Raw genomic sequence first — 23,388 nt, 5'->3', positions numbered from 1 at the left:
CATGCCGGCGCTGGTCTGGGTGGCGATGGCGGAGGATTGATCCGCGGTGCTGCGCGCGTCCTGCACCGAGCGTTTCACCTCGGCGATGATCGGTTGCAGCTTGTCGAGGAAGCGGTTGAACCAACCGGCCAACTGGCCCAGTTCATCCTTCTTGTCGTAGGCCAAGCGTCGGGTCAGGTCACCTTCGCCGCTGGCGATGTCTTCCAGCATATGGGCCACGCCGAGGATCGGTTTGGTCACGCTGCGGGCCATCAGCCACACCAGCAACAGGCCGATCAACGCAGCGAGCACGCCCAGGCCGAGCTCGACCAGCGTGCCGGCGCGGTTGCTGTCGTCGAGTTGTTTTTTCAGCGTTTCGGCCGGGCCGACCAGGACTTTCTCCGGCACATCGAGCAACACACCCCAAGACTTGCCACCGGGGATCGGCTGGAACGGCGACAGTACTTTCAACTGCGCGTTGCTGTGCAGGCTGGCGGTTTTGCTGCTGGCGGCGAGCATCCGGATCAGCTCGGCACCGTTGGTTTTGTCCACAACATCCAGGCGCTGGCTGAGTTTGCTGGCGTCCGGGCTGTATCCGGCGAGCAGGCCCACCGGACTGAGGATGCTGACGCTGGTCTGGCCGTCATAGAGCTTTTTGCTCGCTCCCTGGCTGATCGCTTGCAGGCTGTTGAGGTTGATGTCCACCGACAGCGAGGCGATGACTTTGCCGTTGACCATCAGCGGGAACACGATGCTGGTCATCAGCACGTTCTGGCCGTCGATCACATAAAAGTACGGCTCGATCACACACGGCTTGAGCGTGGTGCGCGGGCAAGTGAACCAGGCGTTGGCCGGCTCGCCGCTGGGGCCGGTGCTGGTGTCGGCCATGTCGCTTTCCGGGAGTGCCATGGACGTCACTTTGCCCGGCGTCGGTTGCGACCAGTACAGGGCGAAGCGGCCCTTATCGTTGCTGCCCAGCTCAGCTTGGCCGGCGAACAGTTCGTCCTTGCCGTCCAGCGCATTGGCTTCGAACACCAGGGATAAACCGAGCAGTTCCGGGTTGGCTTGCAGCGCCGACTTGACCTGGCGGGTCAGGTCTTCGCGCAGGTCGAAGGCATCGAGAAAACGCTTCTCGGCCTGATCCCGCAGGAACAGCACCTGTCGCGAAAACCCGTGACCGTATTGATAGGCATCCATGAACTGCTGACGAATATTCAACGCCTGGTTTTCACCCTGGGACTCGATCCGCGCCTGGGCAGATTCGGTGAGCATCTCCATGCTCGACGCTTTCACCAGCGCGGAGCTGTGCTCCATGCGATACAGCGAAAGACCCACCAACAGCGTCACGATACCCGCCAGGCAGAGCCCGGCCAGCAGGGTGATTTTCCATTGAATGGAGAGTTGTCTGAGCGACATGGAGACGTCCTTATTCGATATTTATCTGAGACTTTGCACTGTAACGGCCGCGAAACTGCTTTCTTTATGGTGTCATCTGAATTCGCTGCGCTACTGCTTTTGTGGTGATAACTCTTTCCTGTGGCGAGGGGGCTTGCCCCCGCTGGGTCGCGAAGCGGCCCCCTGCATGCCTTCAGCCACACCGCATTGGAAGGTTTTGCGACTGCTGCGCAGCCGAACAGGGGCAAGTCCCCTCGCCACAGGGTCCATCACAATCCGTAATATCTGCATAGTCCAAGCGCTTTGACACGAGGCCCTCTCTGCGGCACAGTGCGCGCCCTCTAATAAAACCCATTCCTTGTTCCGCTGGCGGCTCTTCGCAGACTGCCGGCCGGGCTCATTTCGCTTGCCTAGAGGTAACGATGATTAATGCTGTAATTGCCGCGGTCGGCGTCATGCTGGTGCTCAGCCTGTCCCGCGTGCACGTAGTAATCGCGCTGATTATCGGTGCCTTGGTCGGTGGCCTGACCGGTGGCCTAGGCATCGACGCGACCCTCAAGGCCTTCAACAGTGGCCTCGGCAATGGCGCGACGGTGGCCTTGTCCTACGCGTTGCTCGGCGCGTTCGCGGTGGCGATTGCCAAGTCCGGCCTGGCCCATGCCCTGGCGGACAAGGCCCTGGCAATGGTCGACCGCCAGCACGCCAACGGTGGCGGTTCAGTGAAGTGGCTGCTGATCGGCCTGCTGTGGGTGGTGGCGATCGCTTCGCAGAACATTCTGCCGATACATATCGCCTTTATTCCGTTGCTGGTGCCGCCGCTTCTCTATGTGCTGACCAAGTTGCAACTGGATCGGCGCTTGATCGCTTGCGTCATGACCTTTGGCCTGATCACGCCGTACATGGTGTTCCCGGTGGGCTTCGGCAATATCTTCCTGAACCAGATCCTGCTGGCCAACGTCGCCAAGAGCGGCGTTGATATCAGCCAGATCAACGTCATGCACGCCATGGCGATTCCGGCGATGGGCATGGTGTTCGGTCTGTTGGTGGCGGTGTTTTTCAGCTACCGCAAAAAACGTGTCTACGACCTGGCGAAAATCGAGCAGGTGGAGCAGGTCAGCGTCGCCTACAACCCGCTGACCCTGTGCGTGGCCGGTCTGGCCATTGCGGCGGCGTTCATCATTCAGTTGCTGCTGGATTCGATGATCATCGGCGCCCTGGCGGGATTCCTGATCTTCTCGGCGTCGGGGATCGTGAAGTGGCGTGAAACCGACGACCTGTTCACCGAAGGCATGAAGATGATGGCGATGATCGGCTTCATCATGATCGCCGCTTCCGGTTTTGCCGAAGTGCTCAAGGCCACCGGGCAAGTGCGTACGCTGGTCGAAAGCGCGGCGGCATGGATCGATCACAGCAGGGCGATTGGTGCCTTGTTGATGCTGTTGGTGGGCTTGATGGTGACCATTGGTATCGGTTCGTCGTTCTCCACGGTGCCGATCCTGGCGGCGATCTTCGTGCCGCTGTGCGTGCAACTGGGATTCAGCCCGATGGCAATCGTGTGCATCGTCGGCACCGCCGGCGCCCTGGGCGACACCGGCTCACCGGCCTCGGACTCGACCCTGGGCCCGACCTCCGGCCTGAATATTGACGGCCAGCATCACCACATCTGGGACACCGTGGTCCCGACCTTCCTGCACTACAACCTGCCGCTGCTGGCGTTTGGGTGGGTGGCGGCGATGGTGCTCTAAGCAACAGAGATCAAATGTGGGAGCGGGCTTGCTCGCGAAGAGGGAATGTCAGTCGACATCATCATTGACTGACACGACGCCTTCGCGAGCAGGCTCGCTCCCACAGTGGGATTGTGATATCCGACGATTCAACTTTTGATCTGGCCTGCCGTTAAAGCCTTTAACCACGCCAATAAAATCAAAAGAGTGAACCGTCATGCGCATGAGCCTGAAGGCTAAAGTCCTGTCCCTTGCCGTTCTCCCGGTGTTGCTCTTCGCGCTAGTCATCAGCCTGACCACGCTGTTCATTCTTCAGGAACAGGCGCGCAAGGAGGTCGAGGAAACCCGTCAGAGCCTGCTCAAGGACGCCAAGGCCACCCTGCAAAGCTACGTGGCCGTGGCCATGACCGCGATCAAACCGCTTTACGACGCCGCCGCCCCCGGCGATGACGCGGCGCGGGCCCAGGTGGTCAAGCTGCTGTCGAGCATCAGCTACGGCAAGGACGGCTACTTCTTCGGCTACGACTCCAACACCGTGCGCCTGTTCAAGTCCAACAGCCCGGACGGCGTGGGCCAGAGCTTCAAGGACAACCGTGACCCGAACGGCGTCTACGTCAACCGCGACCTGGTGAAAGTCGCGAAGGACGGCACCCATTACCTCGAATACAGCTCGCCGCTGCCCGGCAACACCCAGGTGCTGGTGCCCAAGCTTGGCTACACCGAATACCTGCCTAAGTGGGACATGGCGGTCGGCACCTCGGTCAACCTCGACGGCATCGAAGCCCAGGTTGCACTGGTCCAGGCCAAGGTCACCGAACGGATGGAAGGCGTGGTGCTGAGCATCGTCGGAATTGCCGTGGTGGTGTTGCTGGTGATTGCGGCAGCGGGGATGCTGCTGGCCAACGCGATTTTGCGTCCGCTGAACCTGATGAAAGCCAACCTCGACGACATCGCGGCGGGCGAGGGCGACCTGACCCGGCGCCTGACCATCACCAGCCAGGATGAACTCGGTCAACTGGCCGGCTCGTTCAACCGCTTCGTCGACAAGATCCACGGCCTCGTTCGCCAAATTACCGAAATGACCTCGCAACTGACCGGGCTGGTGAACCAGGTGTCGGATCAGGCCCAGCGTTCGGATCAAGCGATGGAGCGTCAGCGTCACGAGACGGATCAGGTCGCCACGGCGATCAACGAGATGTCCGCCGCCGCCCAGGAAGTGGCCAAGAGCGCGCAAAACGCCGCCGTCGCCGCCCAGCAAACCGACGCCGAAGGCCAGGCTGCCAAGCGTGTGGTGGCCGGCAGCATTGTGAAGATTCATGCGTTGGTGGATGACATCCGCACCAGCGGCGTGTCCTTGGACAGCCTGCAAAAAGACGTGTCGTCGATTGTCAGCGTGCTCGGGGTGATCCGTTCGATTGCCGAGCAGACCAACCTGCTGGCGCTCAACGCCGCCATCGAAGCCGCCCGCGCCGGTGAGGCCGGCCGTGGCTTTGCGGTGGTGGCGGACGAAGTACGGGCACTGGCCAGTCGCACGCAAATCAGCACCCAGGAAATCCAGGGCATGATCGATCGCTTGCAGGCTGGCACCCAATCGGCGGTGGAAGCCATGCGCCGTTCCAGCGAGGCCGGCGACGGCACCTCGGCCCAGGCCAACGAAGCGGGGGCTTCGCTGGACACCATGGCCCAGTTGATCGGCACCATCAATTCGATGAATGCGCAGATCGCCAGTGCTGCGGAAGAACAGACGGCGGTGGCGGAAGAGATCAATCGCAGCGTGCATCAGATTGCGGTAGCGGTGGACAGCGTGGCGGATGAAACGCAGCTGGGGGCGCAGACGTCGCGTAGTCTGGCGGATCTGGGGCAACGCCTCGGCAAACTGGTCGGCCAATTCCGGATCTGACCTGCTCACCCAATATTGTGGGCATGCAATGAACCTGTGGGAGCGGGCTTGCTCGCGAAGGCGGTGTGTCAATTAATACATATGGTGACTGACACACCGCATTCGCGAGCAAGCCCGCTCCCACAGGGGATGTGTGTAGTGTCAGGGCCTGTCCCAGTAGGGCACCACGCCAAAACACTCCACATAAAAATCAATCACCGTCCGCACCTTCACCGACAACCGCCGGCTACCCGGCCACAGCACGGCAATTTGCTGCGGCTCCAGGCTGTTGGACACCTGATAATCCCCCAGCACCGGCACCAGCGTGCCTTCGCGCACCGCTTCGCCAATCAGCCACGACGGAAACATCACCAGCCCCAGCCCCTGTTCGGCGGCTTGGGTCAGGGTGTCGGCGTGGTTGCCGGTGATCGGTCCCTTCACCGAGTAGGGCGTCCAGTCCTCCTGACCCTGACGAAAGAACCAGCGCTGCTGACCGGTCACGCCTTTGTAGGCCAGGCATTGGTGAGCGGCGAGGTCTTGCGGATGTTGCGGAGTGCCATGGCGTTCCAGATACGCGGGACTGGCCGCGACTTGAAAGCGGTGGGGCGCCAGGATTCGCGCCTGCATGCTCGAATCGTGCAGCGGGCCGATGCGAAACAGCAGGTCGGCGCCTTCCTGCAACGGGTCGACGTAGCTGTCGGTCTGCTGGATATCCAGTTGCAGCTTCGGATAGCGCTCGCACAACTGCCCCAGCCACGGCGTCAGATGCCGCTGGCCAAACACCACCGGCGCATTGATCCGTACAAGTCCGCTGGGTTCGCTTTGCTGTTCCTGCAAGGCCTGTTCGGCTTCTTCCAGTTGCACCAGCACCAACCGCGCGTGATGCCCAAGCATGCGCCCGGCTTCCGTCGGCGTGACCGCCCGGGTGTGGCGATAGAGCAATTGCTGGTTGAGGGCCTGTTCCATTAACTGGATCTGCCGGGAAATCGAAGAGGGCGCCAGGCCTTCGCGGCGGGCGACTTCGGAAAAACTACCGTGATCGAGCACCGCGACGAATAGCCGAAGCGCCTTGAATCCGAGCTCGTTGAGGCCGTGCATGGGGAGTCCTGCTGTGCGAGATGCGCAAAAGTGTTGTCCGGATGCTCCCATTTATCGCAAAGGATCGCCAGCCGATAATGCGCGCCACACGGCAAGAACACCGCAATCCTTTGTGGGAGCGGGCTTGCTCGCGAAGGGGCCGTGTCAGTCGCTATCAATGGCGACTGATACGCCGCATTCGCGAGCAAGCCCGCTCCCACAGGATCTGCGCCACAACTGATGAATTGGCAGGTTTTCCTTATGCAATCTTCTTCAATCGATACCGCGGGCGTTGTCACAACGCCAACCACCAAGCCCGGGCTGCGGCTATTGCTGCTGCCCCTGGTCATCCTCGCCGGCATGGGCCTGTCTGTGGAGGCCGGTTTGCTCGGGCCGCTCGGGGCTCAGGTCGGGCATCTGTGGGCGACCCTGAGCATCTTCGGTGTCGGCTCGGCGATTCTGTTTCTGTTGCTGCTGTTCAGCGGCAAGCAACAGGGCCCGGCCTTCGGCGAATTGCCGCGCTGGCAGTTGATCGGCGGTTTTCTCGGGCCGATGTACGTGGTGGTGCTGACCCTGGCCACGCCGCACATCGGCATTGCCATGACCATGATCGCGATCCTCTCCGGGCAGGTGGGCAAGAGTGTGTTGATCGACCACTTCGGCTGGTTCGGCGCCACCCGCAAAAAGGTCAACGGTGAACGTTGGCTGGCCTTGCTGCTGATTGTTGCGGCACTTGTTCTGATCGCTCGAGGTTGATGATGAATCTGATTATTTTGTTGGCCGTGGTCGTCGCAGCCGGTGCGGTGTTGAGTGTCCAGGCCGCGATCAACGGGCGCCTGGGGGAAACCGTCGGTGTGTTGCGCAGCAGTTTGCTGACCTTTGTGGTCGGCGCGGTGAGCACCGGGTTGCTGATCCTGTTTTTCGAACCGGCCCACGCCGTGAGCCTGCTGGACGTGCCGAAATGGCAGCTCAGCGGGGCGCTGTTTGGCGTGGTGTACATGATGGTCATGGTCGGCGCGGTGCCCCGGGTCGGCACGGCGGTGGCGACCGTGGCGGTGATCGTCGGGCAACTGGGCATGGGCATGTTGATCGACAATTTTGGCTGGCTCGGCAACCCGGCGATCGAGTTGTCCGGCAGCCGGGTGCTGGCGATGGTGTGCCTGGCGCTGGCGTTGGTGTTCATGTATCGCAGCAGCACCCGTCAGGTGTGACAGCGGCGCCTACACTGGTAATACGGTGCGCATCCCTCGCACCGGACGACCCTGACAGTGGAGTCCGACTCATGATCGACAGTGAAAGTACCTGCGACTGCCCAAAATGCTCCTGCAAACTGGGCCAGCATCCGATAGCGCGTCACGGCAAGCACTACTGCTGCGAAGCCTGCGCCAAGCATCATGAACACGGTGAAGAGTGTTCCAGCAAGGGCTGCAAATGTGCCCACGGCTGATCGCTCATCAAAAAAAGTGGAGCCACCCGGGCTCCACTTTTTGTTACTGACGCTCCCTGTCCTCCTTATCCCTTTTTAGCTCGCCGGTCGCCAGGTGACGTTCTCGACGCCGAATTTTTCCGCCAGCGGTTTGCTGGTCTTTTGCACCTTCTCACGGCCAAAGCGCGGGATGCGGCCCACGCCGGCATCGCAACTTGCCCAATGCCAAGCCTCGGCGTTGTCCATCTTGTCCAGACGGATGATGAAAGACTTGGGGGCGCCATGAAGGGTGTATTCAATGACGAATAGTTTTGCGTTGTTCATAAAGCCCGTATTCCTCCCTGTGGTAATAGAGGGATCCCGGGCGCTGGTAAAAATTCACTCGGATTGTCAGACGGTTGCCGTCACTGGCGGCAATCCGAGTGCCTCGTTACCATGATGATTCCCTGAACCCCAACGATCCTTGCCCATGGCTCTTGCCGCACCGCCCGACCTGACTGACACCGACGTGCCCGTGCAACCACTGGCACGCACCTATCCGCGCGGTCTTTACATCGAGCCCCATGAACATGCCTGGGGTCAACTGCTGTATGCAATGAGCGGGGTGATGTGGGTCGAGACACCGCACGAAGCGCTTGTGGTTCCACCGCAACGGGCGGTGTGGCTGCCGCCGGGCGTGCCCCACGGGATTCGCGTGGTGTCGGACTTGCAGATGCGCAACATCTACCTGCGACCGGCCCTGGCGGCGACCCTGGATGCCAAGGTGCAGGTGATCGAGGTCGGTGGATTGTTGCGTGAACTGATCGTCGGTCTGGTGGAGCAGGGCGACGATGGTGCGCCGGAGTATTACGAGGCGCTGGTGGGCCTGGCGTTACTGGAACTGAAACGCGCCCGGCGTTCGATGCTGACCATCCCGTTGCCGGACGATTCCGATCGCCGCCTGCTGAACCTGTGCCAGGCCGTCATGGCCGCGCCGTCCCTGGATATTTCCTTTGAGCAACACGCCGAAAACGCCGGGGCCAGCGTGCGCACCCTGGCGCGGTTGTTCAAGGAGGGGCTCGGCATGGGCTTCGCCGAATGGCGGCGACAGGTGCAACTGGCGACAGCGACGGCGGAGTTGATCCAGGGCGTGCCGGTCAGTGCCATCGCCCGGGAACTGGGGTATTCGCCGAGCAGCTTCAGCGACATGTTTCGCCGGGAGTTGGGGGTGGCGCCTTCGCAGTTCACAACCGGTCGTTAGGCGAACACTGTCCCCCTGTGGGAGCGGGCTTGCTCGCGAATGCGGTGTCTCATTCGATACATGTGGTAACTGACACTGCGCCTTCGCGAGCAAGCCCGCTCCCACAGGAGCCGCGTTGTCGGATTGTCCTTTGTCCGATATTCAGAAGCCCTTGGCCGACGGGTTTCGTTGCCCTTCTCTAGACTTCTCGCATACCCCCTGTGCCACGGAGTCTGTCATGAACTACCTCATTTCCCTGGGCATCGGCCTGGGCGTCGGTCTGCTTTACGGCGCGCTGGATTTTCGTTCCCCGGCACCTCCGGCCATCGCGCTGGTGGGGCTGCTGGGCATGCTGGCCGGCGAGCAGTTGTGGCCCATGGGCCGGCAGTTGATCGCCGGTTGGCTCTCCTGAAAACCCTTTATCAATTCAAATGGAAACGCCCATGAAAGCTCTGCAATTCGACAAGACCGGCGACCTCTCCTCCCTGCGCTACGTTGAGGTCCCGACCCCGGTGGCCGGCCCCGATGAAGTGCTGGTGCAAATCAAGGCTGCGGGCCTGAACCCTAGCGACGTGAAGAACGTGCTGGGACGTTTTCCCTACACCACGCTGCCGCGTATTCCTGGTCGGGATTTCGCTGGTGTAGTGGTGGAAGGCCCGCAGGCGTTGATCGGTCAGGAAGTCTGGGGCACCGGTCGCGACCTGGGCTTTTTTGCCGACGGTTCCCACGCACAGTTCGTCAAGTTGCCGGCCAATGGCGTGGCACTGAAACCGACCCACTTGAGTTTTTCCCAGGCGGCCAGCCTCGGCGTGCCGTACACCACGGCGTGGGATGCGTTGGAACGCAGTCTGGTGACGTCCGGTACACGCTTGCTGGTGATCGGCGGCGGGGCGGTGGGCAGTGCGGCGCTGGCGCTGGCGAAAATCCGTGGCGCCCAGGTACTGGCGGCGGCGCGGCGGGTGGAGCAGGTCAAGGAGTTGCAGGCATTGGGTTATCAGACCCTGCAACTGGACAAGCCTGAAGACCTCGGCGCGCAGGTAAATGCGGTGTATGCCGGTGGCGCTGATGTGATCTTCGACACCACCGGTTTCTGGCTGCCGGCCTCGGTCCCGGCGCTGGCCCCGTTTGGGCGCATCGCGATCATTGCCGCGCCGGTGGACGGCCTCGTGCAATTACCGGCGCTGGCGTTGTACCGCAAGGGCGGCTCGGTGGTGGGGATCAACTCGTTGTTGTATGGCGTGCAGGCGTGTGCGGCGATGCTGGATCAGTTCGGGAAGTTCTTCGATCAGGATCTGTTGCCGTTGCCGGAAGGGCTGGTGGAATCACCGTTGGCTGACGGGGTAGCGCGGTATGCCGAGGTCAATCAAGGCAGTGGGGACAAGGTGATTTTGTTGCCATAACCCAAAATCCATGTGGGAGCGGGCTTGCTCGCGAAGGCGTCGTATCAGCCGATGATGATGTCGACTGACACTCCGCCTTCGCGAGCAAGCCCGCTCCCACAAAGGGTTAGGTTGGGTTATCAGGTCAGGCCTCGGGCACACCTTTCTCCCAAGCCGACCAGTTTTTCAAGATGTCCTGCACCAACGGATTCCCCGTGCGGTAGAGGTTTTCCAATGCCGGCACGAACCCGCCCTGGTCTGCATATTTGAGCAAGTTATCCACTTCACTCTGCCCCGGCGCCGGTCGGTCGAAGTCGGAGCCAGCGCGTACCACCGCCAGGCGCTGCACATCCACCAAGCCTTCACGACTGGCCCGCAGCAGCGCTTCGTAGGTGGAGTTGTCTTCCTGCTGGGTCGTGCAGTACTCGCCTTTGTTGTCGGTCAGCAGCTTGGTCCAGACTTCCGCGCGCTCACTCAAACGCGTCCCGGAAAACCAGGTATTGCCCGCCAGCGTGTCGCACTTCGTCACCACCGGCGGCTGATTGGCCGGGGCCGACGGGTACTTCACGCGCCAGGCTGCGGATTCCTTGCTCTCACTCAGCTCGACTTTATGCGACAGGGCAAACGCCTTGGCGAGCAATTTTGGATTGAGTTCGAAGACTTCGGTCTTGTAGTCCAGCGGCGGTTTTTCGTTCGGGCCTTTGGTGTTGATGCCGATGTAACCGGTCGGCCAGTCTTTCGGCGCGTCCCGGGAATCGATCTCCCACTGTGTGCCGAATTCCACCAGGTAATGCGCCCACGCAGCGGTGCCGATCGTCCCGTGTTTCGGGCTGATGCCGGCAATCCCGGCGATCAGGAAGTAACTTTTGCGCAGGTCGAATTTCGGCGACAGCGCCAAGGCCAGGGTCGATGCCGCCGCGTTGGTCTGGCCCATGCCGGTGACCATCAAACACACCTGCTGCGTGTTGCAACGAATGCTCGGGTACTCGGCGGACAGTCCTGGCACGCGGACTTCCTGCTTGAGTTCCAGGCGCTCGATCCAGTTCTGCGCCTCCGGGGCGAACATGGTGATCAGCATCACTTTCGGCTGGATCGGTGCTTCGCTCGCCCACGCGGTGGAGGCGAGCAGGGTGCCGCAGGCCAGGCCAACGGACAGGGAAAGACGCGTCATTGCCTTCATAAAACCTCCTTAGAATTGATAACCGATGCCGGCGTAGTAACCCCAGCCATTGGAGCGCGCGCGGAAATCGCCGTCGCCGAAATTCAACTCGCTGCCATCCTCCCAGTTGCCGCCGTTGTGGAAGTAACGGCCGACCAGGGTGAAACGCAAATGGGTAAACGAGTAGAGCAACACGTTGGTGGCCACGGTGGCGTTGGCGGTGCGCGCCGGGTTGTCCTTGTGCAGGTCCGAACCGAAGTCGAAGTTGGTGAAGCCGATGTAGGTCAGTGACGCGCCATTGCTGAAGCTGCTGATGGGCACGATGTATTTCAGCTGGGCGCGGTAGCCGTCCCAGGAATACTCGTTGCTGGCGCCGTAGTTTTCCCACTGGTAGCGCCCGTAGAAGTTGGCTGACAGGTTGACCCGCGAGTGGGTGTCGATGTCGGTGCCCAAACCGCTGTACAGCGTGTTGGCGCGGTTGCGGGTGTTGCTGCCGTGGTCGTAGATCCAGTCGAACGCCACGTACCATTCCTTGAAAGGCCCGACGGCCAGGCTGCGGCCGGCCAGGTAATCGATGGAGATGCGCGGTTCGTGCTCCATGAACAGCGGCGAACCGTGGTCCCACGCGCCTTTGTCATGGCTGTTGCCGATGTCGAAGATTTTCGGGATATCGACATAGCCGTACAACTCGAACGGTCCCTTGCGGCCGAAGTACTCGTATTCCAGGTACACATCGTCGGCCGGTTGCGGGCCGAAGCTGATGTCCTTGCTGCCGATGACCGTCAGGTCCTGGTTGAACCAGTCCGACAGGTACGCGCCTTTTTTCGGTGGGCTGGCCTCGGGGCTGAGGGTTTCGCCCTGGGCGGATTCTTCAGGAAGGGCGGGTTGCGCCAAAACGGTGCTGCTGAGTAGTCCTGTAACGCTGGCCAGTAGCAAAGAAACAGCAAAGGAGCGCGAGCAAGTCACGCGGCTGGACATGCGGTGCATTAAAAGTCCCTTTTCGTGCGGATCGAAGGCCCGGTTTTTCGGGCTTGCGCAGTTATGTAGCGAAAAAGCCGTTATCGGCGACTCGCAAACGTTTGCACATCCCATACCAATTGTTTCAATTGCATGAAAATTCTAAGGAATCGGCGGTTTTACTGTCCTTTTGATCAGGTAATCAATTAGCCAGCATCCACACAAATCTCCCCCTGTGGGAGCGAGCCTGCTCGCGAATTCTGAGTGCCAGCGCACATTGATGTTGAGCATGCAGGCCTCTTCGCGAGCAGGCTCGCTCCCACAGGAATGGGGGCTTGCGCACGAAAGTATTAATGCTAATTAACCCGCGCCGGATCCCGGACCATCAACTAACGTGCCGGAATGAAACGGTTTTTTCAGCCGATCGCAGTCTTGATTTGCGTGTCGTTGGATTCATGGCCAGGGTGGCCGATGTAGCACGCCCTTCAAGGAAGAATGGTTAACCACGTAAAGGAATTGCCCGTGGACTTGAGATCTGTCATCGCCCCGATTTTCCGCGTCTGCCCTCTTTCTCTTGCTGTCCGCCTCGGTATCGTCGGGGTGGTTGCCACGCTCTCAAGTCCTCAAGTGATGGCCGCCTGTACGCCCGGCAGCCCGGCAGCGGGCGGGACGGTGACCTGTAGCGGCGTGCCGTCGTTGCCGTTGTTCCTCAATACCTTTTCCAGCGCGGTGAACGACCTGACGGTCAACGTCGGTTCCGCCGCGCAACTGAACGCCACCCTCGGCGGGCAGGTGCTGAACCTCACGGGCAACAACATCACGCTGAACAACGCCGGGCTGATCGACCCGGCCATGCTCGGCGCAGTGACCCTGCTGAGCGCGGGCGCGGTGATCGGCAACGCGGGCGCCTCGGTGGTCAACGTCACCAACGCCGCCACCGGCATTATCCGTGGCACTGGCGACTTGCTCGGCGTCAACCTGAGCAGCCTCAACGGCATGGCGTTGAACATCAACAACGGCGCTGGCGGCAGCACCAACATCGTCAACAACGGCACCCTCGGCTCGACTGCGCTGTTGAACATCACGCTGTTCTCGGCTGATACCCCGATCGTTGCGGCGCAGGGTGGCGCCCAGGTCAACGTGATCAACGCCGGCACCATCAACGGCCGGATGGCCTTCGAGACCTCGGCCAGCGGCAACACGTTCGTCAACTCCGGCACCATCAGCGGTGGCGTCTCGATGGGCGACGGCAGCACCAACACCTTCACCGCGATTACCGGTTCGACCATCTCCAACGGTGGCGGTATCGGCCTGGCCCTGGGCGGGTTGATCGGCGTCAACCTGACCTTCGCTCCGACCGGGCAAATCGACGGCGGCGCGGGGGGGATCAACGCGCTGATCCTGCAAAACCCGATCGGTATCGGCGGCGGCACCTCCGGGGTCGGCGTGGTGTCGAGCGCCAACTACGTCAACTTCAACAACCTGACGGTCAACAGCGGTACCTGGACCTTGCAAGGCCCGTTGATCACCGGCAGCACCACGCTCAATGGCGGGATCGCCCAGTTCAACAACAACGCGACTTTCGGTAGCGGCGTGCTGACCTCCAATGGCGGCGGGTTGCAGGCCAGCAGCGGCGGCTTGTCGTTGAGCAACCTGATCAACCTCGGCGCCAGTGGCGTGCAGTTTCTGGGCACCAACGCCATCACCGTCGGCAACGTGATCAGCGGCAGCGGCGGCATCACCAAGAACGGCACGGGCCAACTGGTGCTCAACGGAGCCAACACGTATCTGGGCTCCACCACCCTCAACGGCGGTTCGGTGCAATTGGGCAACAACCTGGCGTTCAGCACCGGCACGGTGAGCGTGGGCGGTTCGACCGTGCTGCAGGCGCCGGGCACCATTACCCTGAACAACAACATCGTGCTCAACAGCGCCATGGGCACCTCCGGCGTCGGCAGCTTGACCCTGGCGGGCCTGGTCAGTGGCGCGGGCGGCATCTCGAAAAACGGCAGCGGCACCCTGGCGTTGACCGGCAACAACGCCAGTTATACCGGCAGCACCGACTTGAACGCCGGCACCCTGAGCCTGGGCAACAACAATGCGCTCGGCAGCGGCTCGCTGAACGTCAACGCGGCGGCGAGCCTCAATACCACCACCGGCGTGACCCTGAACAATTCGGTGGCGCTGAACGGCAACCTGACCGTCGTGGGCAGCAACGCGCTGACCCTCAATGGCCTGATTTCCGGCAGCAGCGGCCTGATCAAGAATGGCTTGTCGACCCTGACCCTGAGCGGCAACAACACCTATCTGGGGCCGACCGCACTGAACGCCGGCGGCTTGTTGCTGGCGTCCAACACTGCGCTGGGCACTGGCGCGTTGAACGCCGCCGCCGGCACGTCCCTCGACACCAGCGTTGCGGTGACGTTGGCCAACGCGGTCAACCTCGGCGGCGACCTGACCGTCGGCGGCACCCAGGCGTTGGGCCTGACCGGCGCCATCAACGGTGCCGGCGGTCTGATCAAGAACGGCAGCGCCGCACTGAACCTCAGCGGCACCAATGGCTACGCCGGCGACACCACGCTGAACGCCGGCTCGCTGATTCTCGGTTCCAACTCGGCACTCGGTCTGGGCACCTTGAACACGGCGGCGGGCACCACACTGGATGCCAGCTCCACCGTTGCGGTGACCAACGCGGTGAACACCACCGGTAACCTGAACATCGGCGGCACCGCCAACCTGACCCTCGGTGGCGCGGTCGGCGGCAGTGGCAGCCTGACCAAAAACGGCATCGCCAACCTGACGCTCAATGGCGCCAACACCTTCCTCGGCGGCACCACCCTGAACGCGGGCACCCTCACCGTGGGCAACGCGAATGCCTTGAGCAGCGGCGTGTTGACCGTGGCCGGCGCTTCGACGCTGGACAGCAGCAGCGGTGTCGCCATCGCCAACGACATTGCGGTGAACGCTGACCTGAGCATCGGCGGCACCAACCAGCTAACCCTTGATGGCGTGCTGAGCGGCACCAACCAGTTGATCAAGAACGGCGCGGCCAACCTGGCCCTCAACGGCATCAACACCTTCCAGGGCGGCAGCACGCTGAATGCCGGTAGCATCACCGTCGGCAACAGCGCGGCGCTGGGCACCGGCGGCCTGACCGTGGGCGGTGCGAGTACGCTGACCGGCAGTTCAGCCCTGAGCCTGGCCAACGCCATCACCCTCAACGCTAACCTGACCACCGGCGGCGCCAATGCGCTGACCCTCGACGGCCTCATTGACGGCGCGGGCGGGCTGATCAAAATCGGCGCATCCAGCCTGACCCTCACCGGCGCCAACACCTACACCGGTACCACGGCGCTGAATGCCGGTTCGCTGATCGTCGGTTCCAATACCGCGTTGGGCTCTGGCGCATTGAACGCGTCGGGTGGCACCACCCTGGATGCCAGCGCTGCATCGACCCTGGCCAACGCGGTCAACCTGGGCGGCAACCTGACCCTCGCTGGTACCAATGCGTTGACCCTCAACGGTGTCGTCAGCGGCATCGGCGGGCTGATCAAAAACGGCGCATCCGACCTGACCCTCAACGGCAGCAACAACTACCTCGGCGCCACCGCGCTGAACGCCGGCAAATTGATCGTCGGCGCCAGTGGTGCCTTGGGCGCCGGTGCCTTGAACGCGGGGGCCAACACCACCCTCGACAGCAACACCGCCGTCAGCCTGAGCAATCAGGTGAACCTGGCCGGTGCCTTGAACGTCGGCGGCACGGCCGACCTGACCCTGACCGGGCTGGTCAACGGCGCGGGCAACCTGGTGAAAAACGGCACGGCGAACCTGGTCCTCAATGGCGCAAACGGCTTCCTCGGCGGCACCACGTTGAATGCCGGCACCCTGACCGTCGGCAACGGTTCGGCACTGGGCCTCGGCGGCTTGACCGTCGCTGGCGCGGCGACCCTCGACAGCAACGCCGCGGTCAGTCTCGGCAACAACGTGGCACTGAATGCCGACCTGACCGTTGGCGGCACCCAGGGCCTGACCCTGGGCGGCGTGATCAGCGGCTCCAATCAACTGATCAAGAATGGCGCGGCCAACCTGACCCTCAATGGCGTCAACACCTACCAGGGCAACACCACCCTGAATGCCGGCACCCTGGCCCTGGGTAACGGCGCGGCGCTGGGGACTGGCGCGCTGATCGTGGGCGGCACGTCGACCCTCGACAACAGCGCGGCGTTCACCGTGGCCAACGCCATGACGCTGAATGCCGATCTGAACATCGCGGGCAACAACAACCTGAACCTCGGCGGCGTCATCGACGGTGCCGGTGCGTTGAGCAAAAACGGCCTGTCCGACCTGACCCTCAGTGGCAACAACAGCTTCACCGGGGCCTTGAACATTCTGTCCGGCAGCGTCACCGCCGCCAGCACCGGCGCACTGGGCAACACCTCCGGCGCCAACATCAGCGCCGGCGCCAGCCTCAACCTCGGCACCGACGCCAGCCTCGCGGGCCTCAACGGCAGCGGTGATGTGCTGATCGGCTCGGGCAACACCTTGTCGGTGGGCGGCGTCAACACCACCAGCACCTTCGACGGCGGTCTGGCCGGCCCTGGCGGCTTGACCAAAGTTGGCACCGGCACGCTTAACCTCACCGGTATCAACGGCCTCACAGGCAACACCGCGATCAACGGCGGCACCCTGGACCTCAGCGGTTCCCTGGGCAGCGTCAACGTAAACGTCAACACCGGCGCCACCCTGACCGGCACCGGCTCGGTGCTGGGCACGCTGAACGTGAACAACGGCGGGCACCTGGGCCTGAGCAGCGGCAACACCTTGTCGGTCGGCGCGCTGGCCTTGAACAGCACCTCCAATATGGACGTCGCCCTCGGCACCCCCTCCACCAGTTCGCTGCTGAACATCGGCGGCAACCTGACTCTGGACGGCAACCTGAACGTCGCGGATGCTGGTGGTTTCGGCGTCGGCGTGTATCGCTTGATCAACTACACCGGCAGCCTGCTGAACCTGGGGATGAACATCGGCGCGATCCCGATCGGCTACAGCCTGGCGGACCTGGCACTGCAAACGTCAGTCGGCAATCAGATCAACCTGCTGGTGACCGCGCCTAACGCGAACCTGCGTTTCTGGGACGGCAGCCAGACCTTGCCCAACGGCTCGGTGGACGGCGGCTCCGGGACCTGGAATGCCGGCAGCACCAACTGGACCTCGGTTGATGGTTTGACCAATCAGACCTGGGCCAGCGACTTCGCGATCTTCCAGGGCACGGCGGGCAACGTGACGGTGCTCGGTACGCAGACCTTTAATGGCATGCAGTTCGTCACCGACGGCTACAACTTGCTGACCGGCGCGGCGGGGCACCTGACCGCAGTGAATGGCACCGGCGGCAATGCGGCGATCCGGGTCGATCCGGGCTCCACGGCGACCATCGGCGTCGCCATCGACGGTGCGGCCACCCTGGCCAAACTCGACAGCGGCACCCTGGTGCTCAACGGTGCCAACACCTACACCGGCGGCACGTTGCTGAATGGCGGTACGCTGGTGGTCGGTAGCAACACGGCGCTGGGCAGCGGTCTGTTGACCGCGGCTTCGGGCACCGCCCTGGACAGCAACGCCGCCGTCACTTTAGGCAATGCCGTCGATCTGGCCGGCAACCTGAACCTCGGTGGTTCCAATGCATTGACCCTCAACGGCGCGATCAGCGGCGTGGGTGGTTTGGTCAAGGCCGGTGGAGCCAACCTGACCCTCGGTGGCAACAACAGCTTCCTCGGTCCGGTCACATTGAGTGCCGGTGGCCTGGTTCTGGCCTCTGACACGGCACTCGGCGCCGGCGCGCTGAATGCCGCCAACGCCACCACACTGGATGCCGCGACGGCGGTGACCGTCGGCAACGTGATCAACCTGGCCGGCAATCTCGGCATCGCCGGCAGCGCTGACCTGACCCTCAACGGCGCGGTTAACGGTGCGGGCAGCCTGAGCAAAACTGGCGCGGCAAACCTGGTGCTCAATGGCGTCAACGGCTTCCTCGGCGGTGTCGACTTGAACGCCGGGACCCTGACGGTCGGCAATGCATCGGGCCTGGGCCTGGGTAACCTGACGGTCTCAGGTGCCTCGACGCTGGATAACAACACGGCGCTGACTCTGGCAAATAACGTTGGATTGAACGCCACGCTGGCAGTGGGCGGCAGCAATGACCTGACCCTCGGCGGTGCCATCAGTGGTGCCGGTGGCCTGATCAAGAACGGTGCGGCCAACCTGACCCTCAATGGCGTCAACGCCCTGCAAGGCGATATCACACTCAACGCCGGCACCCTGACCCTCGGTAACGCCGCGGCCCTGGGCACTGGCGCCTTGACCGTCGCCGGCACCTCGACGCTGGGTAACAGCTCGGCGCTGACCCTGGCCAACGACGTCAATGTCAACGCGGCCCTGAATGTGGCCGGCACCAATAACCTGACCTTGGCCGGTGTCGTGGGCGGCGCCGGAACCCTGAGCAAAAACGGTGCGGCGGACTTGAGTCTCAGCGGCAACAACACCTTCAGCGGCACTTTCAACGTGTTGGGCGGCAGCTTGAGTACCACCTCCGCCACGGCTCTGGGCAACAATGCCGGAGTCAATCTTGGCGCGGGCAGCAGCCTCAACCTCGGCGCGTCCGGCAGTCTCGCCAGCCTGACCGGCAGCGGTACGGCGCTGATCGGCGCCGGCAACACCCTGAGCCTTGGCGGCAACAATGCCAGCAGCACTTTTGATGGTGTACTCAGCGGCAGCGGCTTGCTCGACAAACTCGGCAGCGGCACTTTCAACCTCACCGGCATTAACAGCCTGACCGGCGACACCAGCATCAACGGCGGCACCCTGAATGTCAGTGGTTCCCTGGACAGTGCCAACGTCGCGGTCAACAACGGCGGCACGCTTGCCGGCAGTGGCAGCCTTATCGGTGCAGTGAATGTCGCCGATGGCGGTCACGTCGCGCTGGCCACCGGCAGCACCTTGTCGGTGGGTTCGCTGGCCTTGAGCGGCAACTCCAACCTCGACGTCGGGCTCGGTGTACCGGTGTCCGGCGGCGGTAATGCGCTGATCAATGTCGGCGGCAACCTGACCCTCGACGGTAACCTCAACGTCAGCGACATCGGCGGCTTCGGCAGCGGTGTGTATCGCATCATCAACTACACCGGCGCCCTGACTGACAACGGTCTGGCCGTCGGCACCGTCCCGGGCAGCGTATCGCCGGGCAATCTGCAAGTGCAGACCGCCGTGGGCAGCCAGGTCAACCTGCTGGTCACCGCGCCGAACACCACCGTGCAGTTCTGGGATGGCACCCAAGCGGTCGGCAATGGCGCGATCGATGGCGGCAACGGCACCTGGGCCGGTGGCAACACCAACTGGACCAATGTCGACGGCACGGTCAATCTGGGCTGGGCCAACAGCTTCGCGGTATTTCAGGGCGCGGCGGGCACCGTCACGGTCGACGGCACGCAGAGCATCACCGGCATGCAATTCGTCACCGACGGCTACAGCCTGGTGAATGGCACGGCGGGCGCACTGAATCTGGTCAACGGCGGCTTGGGCAACGCGACTTTCCGCGTCGATCCAAACAGCACCGCAACCCTCGGCGTAGCGATCAACGGCGCCGGCACCCTGGGCAAATACGACACCGGCACCCTGGTGCTCAACGGCGTCAATGGTTACACCGGCGGCACCGCGCTGAATGGCGGCACCTTGGTCGTGGGTAATGGCGCGGCGCTGGGCAGTGGTGTCCTCACCGCCGCCAACGGCACCACGCTGGACAGCAACACCGCCGTCAGCCTGGCTAACGCGGTGGTGTTGAACGGTGGAATGAGCGTCGCCGGTTCCAACGCGCTGACCCTCGGTGGGGTTGTCAGCGGCACCGGCAGCCTGATCAAGAATGGCGCTTCCAGCCTGACCCTCAACGGCAGCAACAGCTACGCCGGCGGTACTCAGTTGAATGCCGGCTCACTGATCCTCGGCAACAACAGCGCCATCGGCATCGGCGCACTCGGCGTCGGTGGCAGTGCTCAACTGGACAGCACCGCCGCCCTGCAACTGGCCAACGCCATCAATCTCACCGGGCAACTGACCCTGGCAGGCACCCAGGCCACCACCCTCAGCGGCATCATCGCGGGTACTGGCAGTCTGGTGAAAAACGGTAGCGGCGCGCTGTTACTCAGCGGCACCAACACCTACAGCGGCGGCACCACCCTTAACGCCGGCACGATCAGCGGCGACACCACCAGCCTGCAAGGCGCGATCCTCAACAACGCCGCGCTGACCTTCGAGCAAAGCAACAACGGCACCTACACCGGTAACCTCACCGGCAGCGGTACGCTGACTAAAAACGGCACCGGCGATTTGCTGCTCACCGGCACCAACGGCCTGACGGGTGACACCAACGTCCAGGCCGGTTCGTTGCTGGTCAACGGCACACTCAACAGCGCCAATGTGAACGTGGCGAGCGGGGCGAAAATCAGCGGCGCTGGCCAGATCGGTGGTGCGGTGCAACTGGGCAGCGGCGCGACGCTGGTTGGCGGTGGCAGCATCACGCCATTGTCCGTCGGTTCCCTGGCCTTGGCGTCGGGCACCCATCTGGACTTCAGTCTCGGCTCGGCGACCAGCTCCACTAACGTGGTCAATGTCGCCGGCAACCTGACCCTCGACGGTACGTTGAACATCACGGACGCCGGTGGCTTCGGCACTGGCGTCTATCAACTGTTCCGCTACGGCGAAAGCCTGACCGACAACGGCCTCGACTTCGGCACATTGCCGGGCGGTGTGGCGTCCTCCAGCCTGACCCTGCAAACCGCACTGGCCAATCAGGTCAACCTGCTGGTGCAAAGTACCCAGGGTGAAGTGCAGTTCTGGAACGGCGGCAAAACCAATGCTGACGGGACGATCAGCGGCGGCGACGGCACCTGGGGCTCGAGCACCAACTGGACGGATGCCGGTGGTACGGCAAGCCAGGGTTCGGCCCGTCGGTTCGCGGTATTTGGCGGCCAGGGCGGCACCGTGACGATCGCTGGCAACCAGGGCTTCACCGGGTTGCAGGTCCTCGACAGTGGTTATCGCCTGGTGCCTGGCGCAGACGGTAGCCTGACTCCCGTCAATGCGGCCGATGGCAGCCTCGCGGCGGTGCGGATCAACTCCGGCGTCACCGCCGAAATCGCGGCGCCTCTGGTGGGCACTGGCGGTATCGAGAAACTCGATTCCGGCATCCTGGTACTCAGCGGCGCCAACACTTACAGCGGCGGCACCACTGTCAGCGGCGGCACGCTGGTCGGTAATACCACCAGCCTGCAAGGGCGTTTGTCGAACGCTGCGCGGGTGCTGTTTGTGCAGAACACCAACGGGCGTTTCAACGGCGTTCTCAGCGGCACGGGTGATCTGGTCAAACAGGGCGCCGGCACGTTGCTGATCGAAGGCGACCAGCCATTCAGCGGCACCGTGGAAGTGGAGCAGGGCTTGTTGCAGGTCGGCGATGAACCGGCGAACTTCGGGGGCCAAGTCACTGTGTTCAATGGTGCCGCCCTGACCGGTAACGGCAGTGTCGGCTCGGTGGTCAACCACGGGGTGTTCTCTTCCGGCGCCAATGGCGAAACCCTGAGCGTGACGGGCAACCTGACCAACGCTGCGGACGGCCTGCTGGCACTGACCATCACCTCACCGACCGTCACACCGTTGGTGGTCGGCGGCACGGCCACCCTCGATGGAGCCCTGCAAGTGAGCAATCTGCTGCCGTACAGCGGCGACACTGCTTATAAGCTGATTACGGCGGGCGGAGGCATCAGTGGCACGTTCAGCGCGACCGATCTGCCGGAACGCGCCTTCCTCGACTCGTCGCTGGTGTACAGCGCCAACGAGGTTGACCTGGCCGTCAGCCGCAACCAGACATCGTTTGCCGAAGTCGCCGCCACGGGCAACCAACGGGGCACGGCGTCTGCACTCAGCCGCAATGGCGTGGCCGGTGCGGCGCTGCAGAACGAAATTATCAACCTGAGCACCGCCGGCGCCCGTGCGGCATTTGACAGCTTGTCCGGGGAGATTCACGCCAGCACCGCCAGCGCGATTCTCGAAGATTCGCGTTACATCCGTGACGCGGTCAACGACCGTATGCGCCAACCGTCCTGCAGTGGGCCTGACGATCCTCGCCGTGCCTTGGCTCCGAGCGAAAATCGCCTGACCAGCGCTGGCTGCCACGGTGAAATGGTCGGCTGGATGCGCGCACTCGGCGCCTGGGGCGAGATGGATGGCGACAGCAACAGCGCCAAGCTGGATCGCAACCTCAGCGGCTTCATGCTCGGCACCGACAAACAGATCGACGATCAATGGCGTGCCGGAATGGCCGCCGGTTACACCCGCAGCGACCTGGACGCTCACGACCGTCGTTCCGACGCCACGGTTGAAAGCTACCACCTGGCGGCGTACCTCAACTCGCAGTTCGACGCCCTGGCCGTGCGCCTGGGTGCCGCTTACAGCTGGCACGACATCGAAACCAAACGTGACGTCAACGTCGGCGGCTACAACGATCGCTTGAAAGGCGACTACGACGCCCGCAGTGCGCAGGTGTTCGGTGAAGTGGGTTACACGGTCGAAGCGGCGGGTATCGCGCTGGAACCGTTCGCCGGCCTGGCCTACGTCAACTACGACAGCGACACCGTCCATGAAAAAGGCGGAGTAGGGCGCCTGAAGGCTGATTCCAGCCAGGACATCACCTTCTCCACCCTGGGCCTGCGCGCCGGCAAAGTCATCACCCTGGCCAACGGCGGGCAGTTCACCCCGCGTGCGGCCCTCGGCTGGCGCCATGCCTTCGGCGACACCAAGCCGGACGCCGACCTGAGCTTCATCGACGGCGGCGCCTCGTTCAGCACCCAAGGCGTGCCAATTGCCAAGGACAGTGCGGTGCTTGAAGCGGGCGTGGACTTCCAGATCAGCCAGAACGGCAAACTCGGCCTCGGCTACTCGGGGCAGGTGTCGGGCAAAAACGAAGATCACGCCATGACGATCAGTTTCATCCTCGGGTTCTAATCGCGGTCGAAGCACTTTTAGCCGCCCGTAAGGGCGGTTTATTTTGTCTGTCTGTCAGGGATGCGGTGTCTGTAGTGCCGCCTTCGCGAGCAAGCCCGCTCCCACAGTGGATCTTCAGTGGACACAAGTTATGTGTTCACCATCGATCCAC

12 protein-coding genes and 3 pseudogenes are annotated in these 23,388 nt (G+C 62.9%); 10 read left to right on the top strand and 5 right to left on the bottom strand.

Going from position 1 to position 23,388, the window contains the following annotated elements; genetic code table 11:
* Nucleotides 1–105: 105 nt before the first annotated feature.
* Nucleotides 106–1,176 (bottom strand): annotated as a pseudogene (locus ACIQY3_RS14355) (HAMP domain-containing protein); the annotation flags it as partial.
* Nucleotides 1,177–1,799: 623 nt separating this feature from the next.
* Between ACIQY3_RS14355 and ACIQY3_RS14350 the strand changes: the two are divergent.
* The 3 genes and pseudogenes from ACIQY3_RS14350 to ACIQY3_RS14340 all read left to right on the top strand — a co-directional run.
* A complete protein-coding gene (locus ACIQY3_RS14350) occupies nt 1,800–3,119 on the top strand; it encodes a Na+/H+ antiporter family protein (RefSeq protein ID WP_401325222.1) in 1,320 nt (439 codons plus the stop codon).
* Between the two features lie 196 nt (nt 3,120–3,315).
* Nucleotides 3,316–4,092: pseudogene (locus ACIQY3_RS14345) on the top strand (cache domain-containing protein); the annotation flags it as partial.
* 393 nt (nt 4,093–4,485) lie between these two features.
* Nucleotides 4,486–4,998: pseudogene (locus ACIQY3_RS14340) on the top strand (methyl-accepting chemotaxis protein); the annotation flags it as partial.
* Nucleotides 4,999–5,139: 141 nt separating this feature from the next.
* Here the strand turns inward: ACIQY3_RS14340 and ACIQY3_RS14335 are convergent.
* A complete protein-coding gene (locus ACIQY3_RS14335) occupies nt 5,140–6,075 on the bottom strand; it encodes a LysR family transcriptional regulator (protein ID WP_403020376.1) in 936 nt (311 codons plus the stop codon).
* A gap of 240 nt (nt 6,076–6,315) precedes the next feature.
* Between ACIQY3_RS14335 and ACIQY3_RS14330 the strand changes: the two genes are divergently transcribed.
* From ACIQY3_RS14330 to ACIQY3_RS14320, 3 genes are all read left to right on the top strand, one after another.
* Entirely contained in the window at nt 6,316–6,810 is a 495-nt protein-coding gene (locus tag ACIQY3_RS14330) for a DMT family transporter (protein WP_403020373.1), read from the top strand.
* A 2-nt stretch (nt 6,811–6,812) separates the two neighbouring features.
* Nucleotides 6,813–7,265 carry a DMT family transporter gene (locus ACIQY3_RS14325; RefSeq protein ID WP_403020370.1) on the top strand — a complete coding sequence of 151 codons (453 nt, stop codon included), beginning with the start codon at nt 6,813–6,815 and terminating at the stop codon, nt 7,263–7,265.
* Nucleotides 7,266–7,336: 71 nt separating this feature from the next.
* Entirely contained in the window at nt 7,337–7,501 is a 165-nt protein-coding gene (locus tag ACIQY3_RS14320; protein WP_403020368.1) for a metallothionein, read from the top strand.
* Nucleotides 7,502–7,576: 75 nt separating this feature from the next.
* On the opposite strand, the gene ACIQY3_RS14315 is transcribed toward ACIQY3_RS14320, so the two are convergent.
* The gene (locus ACIQY3_RS14315; RefSeq protein ID WP_054051602.1) at nt 7,577–7,804 is read right to left on the bottom strand and encodes a DUF6555 family protein; all 228 of its coding nucleotides are present in this window, start codon (nt 7,802–7,804) and stop codon (nt 7,577–7,579) included.
* Nucleotides 7,805–7,949: 145 nt separating this feature from the next.
* On the opposite strand from ACIQY3_RS14315, the gene ACIQY3_RS14310 reads away from it, so the two are divergent.
* The 3 genes from ACIQY3_RS14310 (at nt 7,950) to ACIQY3_RS14300 (ending at nt 10,099) form a co-directional block, all read left to right on the top strand.
* On the top strand, nt 7,950–8,720 hold the full coding sequence (locus tag ACIQY3_RS14310) for an AraC family transcriptional regulator (RefSeq protein ID WP_403020366.1): 771 nt from the start codon (nt 7,950–7,952) through the stop codon (nt 8,718–8,720).
* A 217-nt stretch (nt 8,721–8,937) separates the two neighbouring features.
* The gene (locus ACIQY3_RS14305; RefSeq protein WP_082356724.1) at nt 8,938–9,111 is read left to right on the top strand and encodes a DUF1427 family protein; all 174 of its coding nucleotides are present in this window, start codon (nt 8,938–8,940) and stop codon (nt 9,109–9,111) included.
* A 31-nt stretch (nt 9,112–9,142) separates the two neighbouring features.
* Nucleotides 9,143–10,099, top strand: a complete 957-nt coding sequence (locus ACIQY3_RS14300) for a zinc-binding alcohol dehydrogenase family protein (RefSeq protein WP_403020363.1) — start codon at nt 9,143–9,145, stop codon at nt 10,097–10,099.
* A 124-nt stretch (nt 10,100–10,223) separates the two neighbouring features.
* On the opposite strand, the gene ACIQY3_RS14295 is transcribed toward ACIQY3_RS14300, so the two are convergent.
* Together ACIQY3_RS14295 and ACIQY3_RS14290 are read right to left on the bottom strand one after the other, a co-directional pair.
* Nucleotides 10,224–11,258 carry a purine-nucleoside phosphorylase gene (locus ACIQY3_RS14295; protein WP_403020361.1) on the bottom strand — a complete coding sequence of 345 codons (1,035 nt, stop codon included), beginning with the start codon at nt 11,256–11,258 and terminating at the stop codon, nt 10,224–10,226.
* A gap of 9 nt (nt 11,259–11,267) precedes the next feature.
* Entirely contained in the window at nt 11,268–12,224 is a 957-nt protein-coding gene (locus tag ACIQY3_RS14290; RefSeq protein ID WP_403020359.1) for a nucleoside-specific channel-forming protein Tsx, read from the bottom strand.
* Nucleotides 12,225–12,824: 600 nt separating this feature from the next.
* On the opposite strand from ACIQY3_RS14290, the gene ACIQY3_RS14285 reads away from it, so the two are divergent.
* Nucleotides 12,825–23,237, top strand: coding sequence for an autotransporter-associated beta strand repeat-containing protein (locus tag ACIQY3_RS14285; protein WP_403020493.1), 10,413 nt, complete (start codon nt 12,825–12,827; stop codon nt 23,235–23,237).
* Nucleotides 23,238–23,388: the final 151 nt, after the last annotated feature.

It is taken from the genome of Pseudomonas sp. NPDC096950, from assembly GCF_044762525.1.
Classification (GTDB): Bacteria; Pseudomonadota; Gammaproteobacteria; order Pseudomonadales; family Pseudomonadaceae; genus Aquipseudomonas.
The sequence above is the reverse complement of the archived record's forward strand: the minus strand, read 5'-3'. Positions and strand labels throughout refer to the sequence as shown.